Genomic DNA, 15,870 nt, shown 5'->3' with positions numbered 1-15,870 from the left:
TTTACGGTTCCCCCCAACCTAATAAAAATACAGAGGGATTCTGGCAATGCGCGATTACTTGTCTGCCACGTCACAGTTCAATTATCAGCACACCGTCGACGCCGCTCTTGCCGGTGATTTGACTGCCCTCAACGCCTGCGTCGAGTGTTGCGACCGGCATGCCTTGCCGGGGCGCATTGCGCTGTTCTGGGAAGGCCGCGACGGCGCCAGCGCGACGTACACCTTCAGCGACCTGCAGGACAAGGCCGCGCGTTTTGCCAACTTCCTGCTGGCCCAAGGCGTGAAGAAAGGCGACAAGGTCGCAGGCCTCTTGCCACGCAATTTCGAATTATTGGTCACCGTCTTCGCCACCTGGCGCATCGGCGCGGTCTATCAGCCGCTGTTCACCGCCTTCGGCCCGAAAGCCATCGAGCACCGCCTCAGTAGCTCCGGCGCCAAAGTGGTGGTCACCGACGCGGTCAATCGCCCCAAACTCGCTGAAGTTGCCGACTGCCCGACCATCGTCACCGTCGGCGGTGCGAAAGGCCAAGGCATCGTCCGTGGCGATTACAGTTTCTGGGCCGAACTGGCCAATTACTCTGCCGAGTGCGAACCGGTGCTGCTGACCGGCGAAGACCCGTTCCTGCTGATGTTCACCTCGGGCACCACCGGCCCGTCGAAAGCCTTGTCGGTGCCGCTCAAGGCCATCGTCGCCTTCGAAAGCTACACCCGCGACGCCGTAGACCTGCGCCCCGAAGACGCGTTCTGGAACGTGGCCGATCCGGGCTGGGCCTACGGCATCTATTTCGGCGTTACCGGGCCGATGGCGATGGGGCATCCGATCACCTTTTACGACGGCCCGTTCACCCTCGAAAGCACTTGCCGGGTCATCAACAAATACCGCATCACTAACCTCACCGGTTCCCCGACGGCCTACCGCTTGCTGATTGCCGGCGGCGATGAATTCGCCAAGTCGATCAAGGGCAAACTGCGCATTGTCAGCAGCGCCGGCGAGCCGCTGAATCCGGAAGTGATCCGCTGGTTCGCCGACAACCTCGGCGTGGTCATTCACGACCATTACGGCCAGACCGAACTGGGCATGGTCCTGTGCAATCACCACGGCCTGGAGCACCCGATCCACATGGGCGCTGCCGGTTTCGCCTCGCCGGGCCACCGCATCGTGGTGCTCGACGACGAATACAAGGAACTCGGCGTCGGTCAGCCCGGCATCCTCGCCATCGACCGCACCCAGTCGCCGATGTGCTGGTTCGCCGGTTACGAAGGCGCGCCAACCAAAGCGTTCGTCGGCAACTATTACCTGAGCGGCGACACCGTCGAGTGGAACCCGGATGGCAGCATCAGCTTCGTCGGCCGCAGCGATGACGTGATTACCACATCCGGTTACCGCGTCGGCCCGTTCGACGTGGAAAGTGCGTTGATCGAACACCCGGCCGTGATCGAAGCCGCCGTCGTCGGCAAGCCCGACCCGGAACGTACCGAGTTGGTGAAGGCCTTCGTCGTGATCTGTGAGCAATACCGCGCGACACCGGAACTGGCCGAAGAACTGCGCCAACACGTGCGCAAGCGTCTGGCGGCGCATTCGTACCCGCGTGAAATCGAATTTGTCAGCGAGTTGCCGAAAACCCCAAGCGGCAAATTGCAGCGCTTTATCTTGCGCAACCAGGAAATCGCAAAGGCTCAAGAGGCCGCCGCGAAGAACGTTTCAGCTTGAATCAAGGAAACAATGATGCAGATCGAAAACAAGGTTTTTCTCGTCACCGGCGGTGCGTCGGGCCTCGGTGCGGCCACCGCGGAAATGCTGGTCGCAGCCGGCGCCAAAGTGATGCTGGTGGACATGAACGCCGAGGCCGTTGCGGCACAGGCTGAACGTCTCGGCGCGCAAAGCGTGGTGGCGGACATCAGCGACGAAGCTGCCGCCGAAGCTGCCGTGCAAGCGACGGTAAAAGCCTTTGGCGGCCTCAACGGTCTGGTCAACTGCGCCGGCATCGTGCGGGGCGAGAAGATCCTCGGCAAGAACGGCCCGCACGCGCTGGCCAGTTTCAGCCAGGTGATCAACGTCAACCTGATCGGCAGCTTCAACATGCTGCGTCTGGCGTCGGCGGCCATCGCCGAAACCGAAGCGGATGCCGACGGCGAGCGCGGCGTGATCATCAACACTGCATCGGCGGCCGCGTACGATGGCCAGATCGGTCAGGCGGCTTATGCAGCGTCCAAAGGCGCGATCGTCAGCCTGACCTTGCCCGCCGCCCGTGAACTGGCGCGCTTCGGCATCCGCGTGATGACCATCGCCCCGGGCATTTTCGAAACCCCGATGATGGCCGGCATGACCCCGGAAGTCCGCGCCTCCCTGGCGGCCGGCGTGCCATTTCCGCCGCGCCTGGGCAAACCGGACGAGTATGCCGCGCTGGTCAGGCATATCATTGAAAACAGCATGCTCAATGGCGAGGTGATCCGTCTCGACGGTGCCTTGCGCATGGCCGCCAAATAAGGAGGATTTGTCATGACTACTTCCAACGATCCTATTGTTATCGTCAGCGCCGTCCGCACTCCGATGGGCGGTTTTCAGGGCGAACTGAAAAGCCTGACCGCACCGCAACTCGGTGCCGCTGCGATTCGTGCAGCGGTCGAACGCGCCGGTATCGCCCCTGAATCGGTCGAAGAAGTGCTGTTTGGCTGCGTACTGCCCGCCGGTCTCGGCCAGGCACCGGCGCGCCAGGCCGCGTTGGGCGCGGGGCTGGATAAATCGACCCGCTGCACCACGCTGAACAAGATGTGCGGCTCGGGCATGGAAGCGGCGATTCTGGCCCACGACATGCTCGTCGCCGGCAGCGCCGACGTGGTCGTTGCGGGCGGCATGGAAAGCATGTCCAACGCGCCGTACCTGCTGGACCGCGCCCGTAGCGGTTACCGCATGGGCCATGGCCGCGTGCTTGATTCGATGTTCCTCGACGGCCTCGAAGACGCCTACGACAAGGGCCGCCTGATGGGCACCTTCGCCGAGGATTGCGCCGAAACCAACGGTTTCAGCCGCGAAGCCCAGGACGCGTTTGCCATCGCCTCGACCACCCGCGCACAGCAGGCGATCAAGGATGGCAACTTCAAGGACGAGATCGTGCCGATCACGGTGACCGTCGGCAAAGAACAGGTGCTGATCAGCAACGACGAACAGCCGCCAAAAGCCAAGCTGGACAAGATCACTTCGCTGAAACCGGCGTTCCGCGAGGGCGGCACGGTGACGGCGGCCAACTCCAGTTCGATCTCCGACGGTGCGGCGGCATTGGTGTTGATGCGACGGTCCGAGGCTGAGAAACAAGGCTTGAAACCGCTCGCTGTCATTCACGGCCACGCGGCATTTGCCGATACCCCGGGCCTGTTTCCCGTGGCGCCGGTGGGTGCGATCAAGAAGCTGATGAAGAAAACCGGCTGGTCGGTGAACGACGTCGAGTTGTTCGAAGTCAACGAAGCGTTCGCCGTCGTCAGCCTCGTGACCATGACCAAACTGGAAATCCCCCACGAGAAGATCAACGTTCACGGTGGTGCTTGCGCCTTGGGCCACCCGATTGGTGCGTCTGGCGCGCGAATCCTCGTGACCTTGCTCTCGGCCCTGCGCCAGAAAGGCCTGAAGCGCGGCGTTGCAGCGATCTGCATCGGCGGCGGTGAAGCCACGGCCATGGCCGTGGAATGCCTCTACTAGGCCAACCTCACTCCTGTGGGAGCCAGCCTGCTGGCGATGACGGTGTGTCATAAAAGTCGACATTGACTGATACGACGCCATCGCCAGCAGGCTGGCTCCCACAGAGTTCTGTGTCGTACCCCGGATTTTAAGGATTCACCATGATTCCCAATGACGACCAACAACAGATCCGCGACATGGCCCGGCAATTCGCCGAGGAACGGCTGAAACCGTTCGCTGCCGAGTGGGACCGCGAGCATCGCTTCCCCAAGGAAGCCATCGGCGAGATGGCCGAGCTGGGTTTCTTCGGCATGCTGGTGCCGGAGGAGTGGGGTGGTTGCGACACCGGTTACCTGGCCTACGCCATGGCCCTGGAAGAGATCGCGGCCGGTGACGGCGCCTGCTCGACCATCATGAGCGTGCACAACTCGGTCGGTTGCGTACCGATCCTCAAGTACGGCAACGACGATCAGAAAGAACGCTTCCTCAAGCCGCTGGCCAGCGGTGCGATGCTCGGCGCCTTTGCCCTGACGGAACCGCAAGCCGGCTCCGACGCCAGCGGCCTGAAAACTCGCGCGCGCCTGGAAGGCGATCACTACGTGCTCAACGGCTGCAAGCAGTTCATCACCTCCGGGCAGAACGCCGGGGTGGTGATCGTATTCGCGGTGACCGACCCGAGTGCCGGCAAGCGCGGCATTACGGCGCTGATCGTGCCGACCGATTCGCCGGGCTACAAAGTCGCCCGAGTCGAAGACAAACTCGGCCAGCACGCCTCCGACACCTGTCAGATCCTCTTCGAAGACGTCAAAGTGCCGGTGGCCAATCGTTTGGGTGAGGAGGGCGAGGGTTACCGGATCGCCCTGGCCAACCTCGAAGGCGGCCGTGTCGGCATCGCTTCGCAATCGGTGGGCATGGCCCGCGCCGCGTTTGAAGCGGCTCGCGACTACGCCCGTGAACGCGAGAGCTTCGGCAAACCGATCATCGAACATCAAGCCGTAGCCTTCCGCCTGGCGGACATGGCGACGCAAATCGCCGTCGCCCGGCAGATGGTGCATTACGCAGCGGCACTGAGGGACAGCGGCAAACCGGCCTTGGTCGAAGCGTCCATGGCCAAGCTGTTCGCCTCGGAAATTGCCGAGAAGGTCTGCTCCTCGGCGTTGCAAACCCTCGGCGGTTACGGTTACCTGAACGACTTCCCGCTGGAGCGGATCTACCGCGACGTGCGGGTGTGCCAGATCTACGAAGGCACCAGCGATATTCAGCGCATGGTTATTTCGCGCAATCTTTAAAAGGAGTCCATTTGTGAGCTACGAAACGATTTTGCTGGAAACCCATGGTCGCGTCGGCCTGATCACCCTCAACCGTCCGCAGGCGCTAAACGCGTTGAATGCGCAGATCGTCAGCGAACTGAACCACGCCCTCGATGGCCTGGAAGCCGATTCGAACATTGGCTGCATCGTGCTCACCGGCTCGAAAAAAGCCTTCGCCGCCGGTGCCGACATCAAGGAAATGGCCGAGCTGACCTACCCGCAGATCTATCTGGACGACCTGTTCAGCGACAGCGATCGCGTGGCCAACCGCCGCAAGCCGATCATCGCCGCGGTCAACGGTTTTGCCCTGGGCGGCGGCTGTGAACTGGCGCTGATGTGCGATTTCATCCTCGCCGGCGATAACGCGAAATTCGGCCAGCCCGAAATCAACCTCGGCGTGCTGCCGGGCATGGGCGGCACCCAGCGCCTGACCCGCGCCGTGGGCAAGGCCAAGGCCATGGAAATGTGCCTGAGCGGGCGTTTGATTGATGCAGTGGAAGCCGAGCGTTGCGGGATTGTCGCGCGGATCGTTCCAGCGGATGAACTGCTGGAGGAAGCGCTGAAAGTCGCGACGTTGATCGCCAAGAAGTCATTGCCGATTGCGATGATGGTCAAGGAAAGCGTCAACCGCGCCTTTGAAGTAAGCCTGTCGGAAGGCGTGCGCTTTGAACGTCGGGTGTTCCATGCGGCGTTTGCGACGCAGGATCAGAAGGAAGGGATGGCGGCGTTTATTGCCAAGCGTGAAGCCGAGTTCACCGGTAAGTGATATTGCGGGGGGTGGCCTTGAAATCCACCCCCTCACCCTAACCCTCTCCCCAGAGGGGCGAGGGAACTGACCGATGTGATTGTAGAAAATTGGCGACCTGAAATATCAGGTCGAACTCAAGTTTTGAAAAGCTTGAAGATCTGCTCCCTTTCCCCCACTCCCCTATGGGGAGAGAGCTGGGGTGAGGGGTGGATTTCAAGACCACCCCCCAATTCCAGCCATCACACTAAGTAATGCTTCAACTCCCGAGCTATCACCATCCGCTGTATCTCGCTCGACCCCTCATAAATCTGCGTGATCCGCGCATCCCGGTAATAACGCTCCACCGGGTAATCCTCCAGATACCCATACCCGCCATGAATCTGCATCGCCGACGAGCAGACCTTCTCGGCCATCTCCGAAGCAAACAGTTTGGCCTGCGAAGCCTCGGACAGGCACGGCTTGCCGGCACTGCGCAGCCGCGCCGCGTGCAGGATCAGCAAACGTGCGGCATTCAGCCGGGTGTGCATGTCGGCCAGCATATTGGCGATGCTCTGGTGCTCGATGATCGGCTTGTCGAACTGCACCCGATCCCGCGAGTAAGCCAGCGCCGCTTCGAACGCCGCCCGAGCAATGCCTAACGCCTGCGCAGCAATGCCGATGCGGCCGCCTTCGAGGTTGGACAGGGCAATCGCCAGCCCTTTACCGCGATCACCCAACAGGTTGGCTTCGGGAATCGTGCAGTTGCTCAGCGTCACCGCGCAGGTGTCGGAGGCGCGAATGCCCATCTTGTGTTCGGTGCGGTCGACGATAAAACCGGCGGTGTCGGTCGGCACCAGGAACGCCGAGATGCCGCGCTTGCCCAGGTCCGGATCGGTCACGGCAAACACAATCGCCAGTTTCGCCCGTTTGCCGTTGCTGACAAATTGCTTGGCGCCGTTGATTACCCACTGACCGTCGCGCAGTTCGGCGCGGGTGCGCAGGTTGTGGGCTTCGGAACCGGCTTGCGGCTCGGTCAGGCAGAAGCAGCCGATCGCCTGGCCGCTGGCCAGATCCGGCAGCCAGGTCTGTTTCTGTTCTTCGGTGCCGTAATTGAGCACCGGGCCGCAACCCACGGAGTTGTGGATGCTCATCAGCGCACCGGTGGCGCCGTCACCCGCAGAAATCTCTTCCACCGCCAGCGCATAGGCAACGTAGTCGACATAAGTGCCGCCCCATTCTTCCGGCACCACCATGCCTAGCAGACCCAGCTCACCCATTTTCGCCACCAGACCGTCATCGATCCAGCCGGCCTTTTCCCAGGCTTGCGAGTGGGGCGCGATTTCGCCGCGGGCAAAGTCCCGGGCCATGTCGCGGATCATGACTTGTTCTTCGCTCAATTCGATATCGTGCATGGCTCAGCTCCCGCTCTGGTCAAAACCGCTGAAGAAACTCGCGACGTGCCCGGCGTCCAGCGCCTGCAAGGTCGGCGGGTTCCAACGCGGTTTTTTGTCTTTATCGATCAGCAAGGCGCGCACGCCTTCGATCAGGTCGCCGCGCTCGAACCACTGACGGTCCAGGTGCAGCTCAAGGGCGAAGCAGTCTTCGAGACTCAAGTGCCGACCGCGACGCAGCATCTCCAGGGTCACGCCCATCGCCAGCGGCGAACGGCTTTCCAGCAGATCCGCCGTGGTCGTCGCCCATTCATGGCTGTCGGCGACCGTCACTTCGCGCAGTTGCTCAACAATACTCGGCACGTCGGGCAGGGCGAAGAAGTGATCGATGGCCGGGCGCAACGCTTCCAATGGCGCATCGGGCAGTTGTTGCACCGCGAGTTTCGCCAGCAAGCCTTGCAGGTCCTTGAGCGGCGTATCGCTCCATTCGAGCTGATCGAGTTGCTCGTCGAGGGTGCTGAGTTTTTCGCTTTCCAGGTACCAGTCGGCCAGACCGCAATAAAGCGCATCGGCCGCGCGGATCTGCACACCGCTGACGCCGAGATAAATTCCCAGCTCACCGGGAATCCGTGGCAGGAAGTGACTGCCGCCGACGTCCGGGAAATAACCGATGGCCACTTCCGGCATCGCCAGGCGGCTTTTCTCGGTAACCACCCGCAAGTCAGCGCCTTGCACCAGACCCATGCCGCCGCCGAGGACAAAACCGTCCATCAGGGCCAGCACCGGTTTGAAGTAGTGATGAATGGCGAGGTCGAGGGCGTATTCCTCGACGAAGAAATCTTCATGCAACGTGCCGCCGCTTTTGAAACTGTCATACAGCGAGCGAATATCGCCGCCGGCACAGAACGCTTTGTCGCCGGCACCGCGCAAGACCACCGCGTGTACGTTGGAATCCAACGCCCAGGCATCGAGCTGGCGCTGCAGGTGGCGGACCATGTCGAGGGTAATGGCGTTGAGACCGGCGGGGCGATTGAGGGTCAGGTGACCGACGTGGTTGCGAACCTCGGCCAGCACTTCGTTTCGGGTGGCATCCATGGACCAAGTCCCCTTCGATGAAACCTGAGCAGTCATCACTAACTCCCTGCTTTTATTGTTCTTTATAGAGAAGCTCGCGCGCGAGCGATGCTGGATCGTAACAGTGCAAATTTGTGATGTACAACCGGGATATGTGCAGGTGCTTCCTGCATATTTGCATGGCTCTAAATGGGGGAGGCGTGTCGTCAGGAACTTTGGCTCAGGACTTCACCAATGCTGTGATGTTTCGCATGCAAGTCACTGATATGGATCAGTTGTTCAAGGTCTTCCGGGGTGACGTCGAAGAACGCTTCCGTTCAGCCAGGGCGAGAATTAAACAGCGTTGTTTAATAGACATCTTCAGAAACTCACTCAGGCTACACATCCTTGCGCCGTTGCCTACGACTGCGCCAGAATTCGCCGGCTTGTGCGCCTTGGGCCTGGGTTTTATCGTTTGCCCGTCGCTGAAGAACAGCGATGGGGGTTTGGTAGCCCCGGGTTTCATGTGAGGTGCTAAGCATCACCATTTGGGGCGTTTTTTCGTCTCTGTTTTATGGTGGTCATGCACAGGGCGTCTTCGGGCGCGCCGGTCTCCTCACATCCCGGTCTACCAACCTGTGCATGGCCGCCACCCATTCGTTTGGTAGCGAAAGGGTGAAGGCTCCTATATATGATGAGAGGAGTTTCACCAATGTTCAAACCAACACCCAACCCACCAGAAACCGACGACGTTTCCCCCTACGAATCGACCGATTCCAAAAAACTCAACGAGGCTGCCGAGCGAGCCCTCGACTTCCATTTCCCATCGAACGCCGACATCAAAGCCACCCCGCGAACTCGCAGCACCCTGTTTTCCGTAGACCCCGAGGCCACGACTGAAACCCTGGCGGTTTATCTGGTCGAGACGTTGGCCTCGGTTGATGTGATGGTCCATCAGTTGGTGGATCATCTGGAGGGGGAGTCGCGTTACGCGCTTTTGGGTATTTCGAACAGCATCATGATGGCGGAGATCACGGCGAACCGGGTGCTGGATAACATCGGCCCGCAGGGTTAGCTTCAATTCTGAAGAGAGCACTTACCTGAGGTGGTCCACTTACCTGTGGCGAGGGAGCTTGCTCCCGCTCGGCTGCGCAGCAGTCGTAAATCGGGATTACGCGGTGTGTCTGAAAGCTCGCTGTTGTGGCTTTTGGGGCAGCTTCGCAGCCCAGCGGGAGCAAGCTCCCTCGCCACAGGGTTTTCAGCGCTTGGCATCGTCAGAGTCTGCCGGGAAGTCTAGTCGCAGATTATCGGCAGGCAAGGTGACGTGTTGTTCGCTGGTCTATCCCTCGACGCTATGCGCGACGCGACAACACTTCACCAATACTGCGACGTTTGGCATGCAACTCACTGATATGGATCAGTTGTTCAAGGTCTTCCGGCGTGACATCGAAGAACGCTTCCATCTCCGCTAACGCCAGTTTCAAGTCCTGCGCGGTGATCGCCTGACTGTCGATCGGCGGATGATCGGCAGGCACCACGGCCACCGGTTCTGCGGCACGTTTGGGGTAGCGAATGCGCGTCAGGTTGTTATAGGCCAGGGCGCTCAGCAGCATGGTCAATGCGGCGAGCATCACCGCGCCGAGAGCTTTCCAGTCCAGCGCGATGGTCGCCGGGTCGGCCAGCACCAACAGCAGCGCCAACGCCCCGGCCGGCGGATGCAGGCAACGCAACCAGCACATCAGAATCAGCGCCATGCCGGCCGCCAGGCAAGCACTGCCGAGGGTTCGCCCCAGTACGTGAGCGACAAGTAGCGACACAACGCCGGCGCTCAAGTAGCCGCCGAGAATCGACCACGGCTGCGCGAGGGCACCGGAGGACACCGCGAACAGCAGCACCGCCGAGGCACCCAGCGGCCCGATCAGATGCTGGGCCACTTCCATGCCGAACACTTGAGCGCACAGCCAGACGCTGAACAGCGTTCCCAAGGACATGCCAATGGCGGCGCGGCTCCATTCGGAAGGACGGGTGTTGACGGCGGCGGGTAACCAGCGAGCGAGCATGAGGCAAACGATCCATTGGCAAAAAACGAGGAAAAAAAAAGGCTTATCTGGGAAACCCAGAAAGCCCTTGAAAGAGTTCCAACTATTGGGGGAGGAACGGGACACAGTGTGCCGTTCATTGCCGATGCTGACAAATTCATATTAATGCAGTTTGAGTGCATTATTTTTGCTGTAAAGCGACTCGGCGGCCACTCATGAAACACAGAAACCCGCCCATGGCTGTTAACGCGCTCAATGCGTAAAACATCGTCGGCGCCGGTGTGTGCATCAGCAGGAATCCGCAAATCACCGGGCTCAGCGCACCGCCGAGGGCCGCGAGGTTCTGGGCGCCGTAGTAACTGCCGCGCAGTTCTTCCGGGGCCAGGGTGTCGACGAAGAGGAATTCGGCGGGGTAAATGATCATTTCGCCGAGGGTGAAGATGAACATCGCCACGCACCAGCTCACCAGACTGTCGGCCAGGCTGAAGCCGATCAGCCCGACGATGAACAGGCTGGTGCCGCCCGCGATCCAGTAACGCAGTTGTTCGCGCTTGAGGAAACGACCGATCTGGTATTGCAGCAGGATCACGCTGATGGCGTTGCAGGCGAGCAGGGCGGCCATGGTTTCCAGCGCACGCTTGGAATCGTGAGTCACCAGCAGGTATTGCGACAGGTACAAGGTGAAGCGGCCGTGGACCACGGTGCTGAGCAGGCAGCCGAAGGTGAACATGATCAGGGTGCGGTCGTTTTTCAACGTGATCAGGGTTTTGAGGAAGCTTTGCGGTTGTCCGATGGCGGGTGTCGGCGCGGAGTCCTTTGGAATTCCGATCATCAGGAAAATACTGAAGAAGGCGATGCCGCCGGCAATCAGGAACGGCGCAATCGGGTACACGCCGGCAATCACCACGCCGAGCATCGGGCCGGTGGCGTAGCCGATGTTGGTCAGGGTGTAGCGCAGCGAAAAGGCCTTGGCGCGTTGGCCCATGGGCAGGTTTTCGCTGAGGATCGCCTTCGAACCGATCAGGAACAGCGCCGAGGCGGTTTCGGTGATCACCAGGGTGGCGGTGGTCAGGTAGAGGTTTTCGGCAAAGGTCAGCAACACGAAGCCGATGGCACTGGAGAGCATGGCGAGGATCAGCAGCCGGCGCTTTTCGAGGCGGTCGATGATGTAACCGCCGTAGAGCGCGAGCAGGGTGGCGATAAACACCGCGATACCCAACAGCAAACCGACGTCTTGTTGGTTGAGGCCGAGTTTGTTGCTCAGGAACAAGGTGAGCAGCGGGCTGGTGATGGCGCGGCTGACGACGATGGTCAGCGAAACGATCATCAACCGGCGGATTACGAGCGAGTAAGTGGCCACGGTGGTGCGGATGTCCTTATTTTGGTGTTTGGCTTGGGATCCACCCCTCACCCTAACCCTCTCCCCAGAGGGGCGAGGGGACTGATCGATGTGTTTTTCGAGTTACATCGACCTGAAACTCCGAGTCGAATTCAGGTTTGAAGAGCATGAAGATCAGCTCCCTTTCCCCTCTCCCCTGTGGGGAGAGGGCTGGGGTGAGGGGTGGTTTTAACGACCACCCAAACCCCCAAGCCATGCACCCAGTGCCTCGACAGATTCCAGCTCTTCAACCCGCCACAATTGCTCAAGCAGTTCTGCCGCTTGCTCCCGCGGCATCACCCGCGACGCCAGACTGAAAAACTTCTCCTCCAGCGCCGCATCACTCAACGGATTCCCCGGCGCACCCAACGGCGGGTCGACGCACAGACTCATCCGCCGACCATCCAAGGTCCGCACACTGACAACGGGCTCGCCATCCTCGGACAGTTGCGGGTCCACTTCAAGACGAATGCGCGACATCCAGTGGGCAATCCGCGGATCGCTCCGTTGTGCTTCGTCATACGCCTCCAGCCGGCAATGCCCATGCACCAGCCGAGCGGCGAGGGCATACGGCAGGCTCATCTGCGCTGCCGCCAGGGTGCGGACCTCCTGGCCACCGCACATGTCCTGAAGAAACCCGCACACCGAAACGTCGATGTCTTCAATCTGATCGGCGCGGACCTGCAGTTGATCCAGCAACAACCCCAATGCATCGATCGCCGAATGCGTCCCCCGGCACGCGGCGTACGGCTTGATCGAACAGCGCGCGAGTTTCCACACGACGCCCAGATCCGCATCGAGTGCGCTCGGGTCTGAAGCCACGCCGGCCAGGGTTCTGAGAAAACCGCCCCAGACATCCTCGAACAACTTCTTCGGTCCGCTGATGCCTTGTTGAGCAAACCGCGCCGCCAGCAATCCACCTTCGGCCGCGCGACCGCTGTGCAGCTTTTTACTCTGCGAGCCGTCGTGGATGAAGGCCCACAAACCGCCGCTGAAACTTCCAGCGATGCCCAGTGCCGACACGGTTTGCGCGACGTCCAGGCCGAGAATCCGTGCACTCGCCGCTGCGGCGCCGAACACCCCGCAAGTCGCCGTCGAATGCCAGCCAGCGCCGTTGTGCGCCGAGTAACCGCCGCAGGCTTCGAGCACGCGTCGGCTGACTTCGTAGCCAATTACCACCGCAGTAATCAACTCGCGACCGTTGACCGGTTTTGTCTGCATCGACACCGCGGCCATGATCGCCGGCAGCACCACCGCGCCGGAGTGGTCGCAGCCGCCGGTGTCGTCCAGTTCCAGGGCATGGGCGGCGATGCCGTTGAGGATCGCGGCCTGAGCGGCGCCGACCCGCAGGTCCGTGCCCCAGACGAGGGTGTCGCCGGCTTCACCTGCAAATACCTGACGCGCCTGTTTTGCCACCTCGCTATCCGCCCCGGCCAATGTCACGCCGAAGGTGTCGAGGATGTGCCGTTTGGCTTGGGCCACCAGGGCGGGTGGCAAGTCTTCAAAACGGGTGTCGACGCAAAACTGCGCCAGTCGCTGCATGCGTTCAGTCATACGAGGTAATCCCGATAATGCCGTTCATACACTGATGCCGGGTGATCCTCGGTCACGGGTACGGCGGAATCCGTCCACCATTGCGCGACCTCGCCAGCCGTGGCGATCCACACATCATCGTGCTGCTGGATGCCCTGGAGCAGTTCTCGCAACACGCCAATCCGCCCCGGCGTGGCGATGATTTCCGGGTGCAGGCGCAGCACGTAACACAGGCCAAACCGATGAAACCCGGCGAAGTCCATTTGCAGGTTGCCCAGGGTGTGGCTGTAAGAGGCGATTCGCGATTGCGCCGGCGGCACCGCCGGGCTGAGGTTGAAGGCGAAGTAGGGTTCGTCTTCCAGTTCGTAGTGCAACGGCAGCTCGATCACTTCGGGTGCCGTGGGGTGGGCGAACGGCAAATCATCGCCGCGCCACGATGAAGACCAGCGAATGCCTTGGTCCCTCAACGCCTCGATGAAGCCCGGCGCACCATTACCGGCCGGGATGCGGAACCCGGTTGGCCGCTGGCCGGTCAATGCCGTCAGTGCGTCGCATCCTTTGGCGATCTCGGCGTTTTGTTCAGCGAGATCGAGCAGGTCGTAGTTCTGATGCCGATAGCCGGCGCAGGCGATTTCATGCCCGCCGGCCTGGATCGCCTGGATGTGTTCCGGGTTTTCCTCGGCGACGATGCCGGGAATGCACCAACTGCTTTTTACGCCGAGTTCGGCGAACAAACCGAGCAAACGGTCGACGCCGCGTTGGCTGCCATAACGCCAGACCGACAGCGTCTTGTCGCGCCCGGCGACTTCCGGCGCTTGGGTCAGGATGCCGTGGACGTCGTTGTAATCGACGGTCAGGACCACGGCGCAGCGGTAGCCTTTGGGCCAGACGTTCGAATCAGCCATGGTGATGCTCCTTGAGCCACCACTGGGCGACATCGCGGCAGGTGGCGAACCACACGTCATCGCGCTGACGCATGTGTTCGAAGAGTTTTTCCAGCAGCAGGATGCGCCCGGGTTTGCCGGTGATTTTGGGGTGGAACAGGGTGGTCAGGCACAGCCCTTCGTTCATCGCACCGTCGTATTCACGGCGCCAGTTGTCGAGGGTCAGTTCGTAGCTGGCGGTGCGGTCCAGCCCGCAAGGAAAGTCCGGCGCACGGGTGTAGGCGAGGGAGGCGTAGTCGTCCATTTCCCAGCGGCCGGGGATTTCCACCAGCGGCGTTTCATGGCCCGGCACTTTCACCAGGTACGGGCGGTCATCGCCGCGCATGCTGCTGGAGTAGGTCACGCCGGCTTCCACCAGCATGGCCGGGGTCTCAGCTCGCCAGTCACCGGACGGGGTGCGGAAACCTTCGGCGCGGATGTTCAGGTGCTTCCAGAACACCTCGCGGGATTTCTTCATGACGTCCTTTTGCTGTTCCAGCGTCAGGGCGTAAAAGGATTCGTGTTTGTAGCCGTGGTACGCCACCTCATGCCCGCGCTCGACAATCGCCTGGCACTGCTTTGGCCAGTTTTCCACGACCCAGGCCGGGACGAAAAACGTCGTCGGGATCCGGTAGTCGTCGAGCAGATCGAGGATGCGTGGCAAGGCCCGATAGGGGCCGTAACCGCCGAAACCGAAATACTCAGGCTTGCGCCAGATCGAGCCGTTGAGCATCGCATCGCCGGTCGGGCCGTCGAGGTCGAAGGCCAGGGCGAGGCAGGCTTTGTGCTGGTCGGGCCAGGTTGGCTGTGGCGAGGAGGACATCGTGTGGCGCTCCGGAATTTATAGTTGAAACACCCGTAGCAGCTGTCGAGCCTGCGAGGCTGCGTTCGGCTGCGAAGCAGTCGTAAAATCAGGCGCCCGGGTGTGCCTGACACACCGTGAACGCAGGATTTGCGAGGACTTCGTCCTCGAACGCAGCCTCGCAGGCTCGGCAGCTGCTACGAATCGAGTTATTTCCCGGCGTTGATGGTCACGGTTTTGATTGCACCCAGTTCCAGATCCCATTTTTTCAGGATGGTCTGGTAAGTGCCGTCATCCACCATGCTCTGCAATGCCACCTTCAACGCTTCACTCAGCTCAGGCTTTTTCTTGCTCACGCCAAGGCCTGTGAACTGCTGGGAGATCGGCAGGCCCACGGTCTTGTACATGTCCTTTTCCTGGGTCTTGAGATACGGCAGGGTCTCGCTGCCCTGCATCGCCGCATCGATACGGCTCTGGCGCAGTTGCGCGCGGGCGTCGGCCGAGCCTTCGGTGCCGACGACCACGATGGCCGGTTTGCCGGCGCCTTCGCAGTGGGCCTTGCTGTATTCGGCGATTTCCGCTGGGAAGGTGGTACGGCGACTGGTGCCGACTTTCTTGCCGCACAGGTCGGTGATCTCGTTGAAGTCCTTGTTCTTCTGCAAGGTGTAGAACTGCGGGCCGCTGGTGAAGTAGTCGACGAAGGTCACGCTGGCCTGGCGCTCGGCGGTGTCGGTCATGCCCGACATCACCATGTCCACGCGGTCGGTGGTCAGGGCATTGATCATTTGCTCGAAGCCGGTTTCCTGCCATTTGATCTTCACGCCTAGGCGCTCAGCCAGGGCGTTGCCCAGGTCAACGTCGAGACCGGTGAGGGTGTTGGTGGCCGGGTCCTTGAAATCCATCGGCGGGTAGTTCGGCATGATCGCTACCACGACCTCGCCTTTTTCCTTGATGCTGGCCGGTAATTCGGCGGCCCAGGTGAAGCCGGAAGCCATAACGCCTGCGAGTACTGCGGGGATAACTATGTTCTTCATGGTCGTT

Annotated in this window: 14 protein-coding genes and 1 pseudogene; 6 read left to right on the top strand and 9 right to left on the bottom strand. The window is 61.1% G+C overall.

Going from position 1 to position 15,870, the window contains the following annotated elements; genetic code table 11:
- The first annotated feature begins 46 nt into the window (after positions 1–46).
- The 5 genes from ACA053_RS15055 to ACA053_RS15035 all read left to right on the top strand — a co-directional run bounded on the left by ACA053_RS15055 (position 47) and on the right by ACA053_RS15035 (position 5,749).
- Positions 47–1,711 carry an AMP-binding protein gene (locus ACA053_RS15055; RefSeq protein WP_497392942.1) on the top strand — a complete coding sequence of 555 codons (1,665 nt, stop codon included), beginning with the start codon at positions 47–49 and terminating at the stop codon, positions 1,709–1,711.
- A gap of 15 nt (positions 1,712–1,726) precedes the next feature.
- Positions 1,727–2,488 carry an SDR family NAD(P)-dependent oxidoreductase gene (locus tag ACA053_RS15050; RefSeq protein WP_109631732.1) on the top strand — a complete coding sequence of 254 codons (762 nt, stop codon included), beginning with the start codon at positions 1,727–1,729 and terminating at the stop codon, positions 2,486–2,488.
- 12 nt (positions 2,489–2,500) lie between these two features.
- Positions 2,501–3,694, top strand: coding sequence for an acetyl-CoA C-acyltransferase (locus tag ACA053_RS15045; protein ID WP_497392940.1), 1,194 nt, complete (start codon positions 2,501–2,503; stop codon positions 3,692–3,694).
- Positions 3,695–3,834: 140 nt separating this feature from the next.
- The gene (locus ACA053_RS15040) at positions 3,835–4,962 is read left to right on the top strand and encodes an acyl-CoA dehydrogenase (protein WP_497392939.1); all 1,128 of its coding nucleotides are present in this window, start codon (positions 3,835–3,837) and stop codon (positions 4,960–4,962) included.
- 13 nt (positions 4,963–4,975) lie between these two features.
- Positions 4,976–5,749 (top strand): enoyl-CoA hydratase, encoded by a 774-nt coding sequence (locus ACA053_RS15035; protein WP_109631725.1) that lies wholly within the window; start codon positions 4,976–4,978, stop codon positions 5,747–5,749.
- Between the two features lie 221 nt (positions 5,750–5,970).
- Here ACA053_RS15035 and ACA053_RS15030 read toward each other — a convergent pair whose 3' ends face one another.
- From ACA053_RS15030 to ACA053_RS15020, 3 genes and pseudogenes are all read right to left on the bottom strand, one after another.
- Positions 5,971–7,122: an acyl-CoA dehydrogenase family protein gene (locus ACA053_RS15030; RefSeq protein WP_497392938.1), complete on the bottom strand. Its 1,152-nt coding sequence runs from the start codon at positions 7,120–7,122 to the stop codon at positions 5,971–5,973.
- Between the two features lie 3 nt (positions 7,123–7,125).
- Positions 7,126–8,232, bottom strand: a complete 1,107-nt coding sequence (locus tag ACA053_RS15025; RefSeq protein WP_497392937.1) for an enoyl-CoA hydratase/isomerase family protein — start codon at positions 8,230–8,232, stop codon at positions 7,126–7,128.
- Between the two features lie 149 nt (positions 8,233–8,381).
- A pseudogene (locus ACA053_RS15020) lies at positions 8,382–8,489 on the bottom strand (HPP family protein); the annotation flags it as partial.
- 377 nt (positions 8,490–8,866) lie between these two features.
- Between ACA053_RS15020 and ACA053_RS15015 the strand changes: the two are divergent.
- Positions 8,867–9,229 carry a DUF6124 family protein gene (locus ACA053_RS15015; protein ID WP_497392936.1) on the top strand — a complete coding sequence of 121 codons (363 nt, stop codon included), beginning with the start codon at positions 8,867–8,869 and terminating at the stop codon, positions 9,227–9,229.
- A gap of 277 nt (positions 9,230–9,506) precedes the next feature.
- Here the strand turns inward: ACA053_RS15015 and ACA053_RS15010 are convergent, their stop codons facing one another.
- From ACA053_RS15010 to ACA053_RS14985, 6 genes are all read right to left on the bottom strand, one after another.
- Positions 9,507–10,214: an HPP family protein gene (locus ACA053_RS15010; protein ID WP_497392935.1), complete on the bottom strand. Its 708-nt coding sequence runs from the start codon at positions 10,212–10,214 to the stop codon at positions 9,507–9,509.
- A 160-nt stretch (positions 10,215–10,374) separates the two neighbouring features.
- On the bottom strand, positions 10,375–11,553 hold the full coding sequence (locus ACA053_RS15005; protein WP_497311604.1) for an MFS transporter: 1,179 nt from the start codon (positions 11,551–11,553) through the stop codon (positions 10,375–10,377).
- Between the two features lie 207 nt (positions 11,554–11,760).
- Complete coding sequence (locus tag ACA053_RS15000; RefSeq protein ID WP_497392934.1) at positions 11,761–13,125, bottom strand: MmgE/PrpD family protein; 1,365 nt, start codon at positions 13,123–13,125, stop codon at positions 11,761–11,763.
- The gene (locus ACA053_RS14995) at positions 13,122–14,009 is read right to left on the bottom strand and encodes a polysaccharide deacetylase family protein (protein ID WP_497392932.1); all 888 of its coding nucleotides are present in this window, start codon (positions 14,007–14,009) and stop codon (positions 13,122–13,124) included. Before ACA053_RS14995 ends, ACA053_RS15000 begins: the two co-directional genes overlap by 4 nt.
- On the bottom strand, positions 14,002–14,850 hold the full coding sequence (locus ACA053_RS14990; RefSeq protein WP_497392931.1) for a polysaccharide deacetylase family protein: 849 nt from the start codon (positions 14,848–14,850) through the stop codon (positions 14,002–14,004). Before ACA053_RS14990 ends, ACA053_RS14995 begins: the two co-directional genes overlap by 8 nt.
- A gap of 188 nt (positions 14,851–15,038) precedes the next feature.
- Positions 15,039–15,863, bottom strand: a complete 825-nt coding sequence (locus ACA053_RS14985; RefSeq protein WP_497311600.1) for an ABC transporter substrate-binding protein — start codon at positions 15,861–15,863, stop codon at positions 15,039–15,041.
- Positions 15,864–15,870: the final 7 nt, after the last annotated feature.

This window comes from Pseudomonas sp. LBUM1672, from assembly GCF_059695655.1.
The sequence above is the reverse complement of the archived record's forward strand: the minus strand, read 5'-3'. Positions and strand labels throughout refer to the sequence as shown.

Coding starts and splice junctions, on each gene's coding strand:
- ACA053_RS15055 (WP_497392942.1), top strand. CDS start 47: ATGCGCGATTACTTGTCTGCCACGTCACAGTTCAATTATCAGCACACC.
- ACA053_RS15050 (WP_109631732.1), top strand. CDS start 1,727: ATGCAGATCGAAAACAAGGTTTTTCTCGTCACCGGCGGTGCGTCGGGC.
- ACA053_RS15045 (WP_497392940.1), top strand. CDS start 2,501: ATGACTACTTCCAACGATCCTATTGTTATCGTCAGCGCCGTCCGCACT.
- ACA053_RS15040 (WP_497392939.1), top strand. CDS start 3,835: ATGATTCCCAATGACGACCAACAACAGATCCGCGACATGGCCCGGCAA.
- ACA053_RS15030 (WP_497392938.1), bottom strand. CDS start 7,122: ATGCACGATATCGAATTGAGCGAAGAACAAGTCATGATCCGCGACATG.
- ACA053_RS15025 (WP_497392937.1), bottom strand. CDS start 8,232: ATGACTGCTCAGGTTTCATCGAAGGGGACTTGGTCCATGGATGCCACC.
- ACA053_RS15015 (WP_497392936.1), top strand. CDS start 8,867: ATGTTCAAACCAACACCCAACCCACCAGAAACCGACGACGTTTCCCCC.
- ACA053_RS15010 (WP_497392935.1), bottom strand. CDS start 10,214: ATGCTCGCTCGCTGGTTACCCGCCGCCGTCAACACCCGTCCTTCCGAA.
- ACA053_RS15000 (WP_497392934.1), bottom strand. CDS start 13,125: ATGACTGAACGCATGCAGCGACTGGCGCAGTTTTGCGTCGACACCCGT.
- ACA053_RS14995 (WP_497392932.1), bottom strand. CDS start 14,009: ATGGCTGATTCGAACGTCTGGCCCAAAGGCTACCGCTGCGCCGTGGTC.
- ACA053_RS14990 (WP_497392931.1), bottom strand. CDS start 14,850: ATGTCCTCCTCGCCACAGCCAACCTGGCCCGACCAGCACAAAGCCTGC.
- ACA053_RS14985 (WP_497311600.1), bottom strand. CDS start 15,863: ATGAAGAACATAGTTATCCCCGCAGTACTCGCAGGCGTTATGGCTTCC.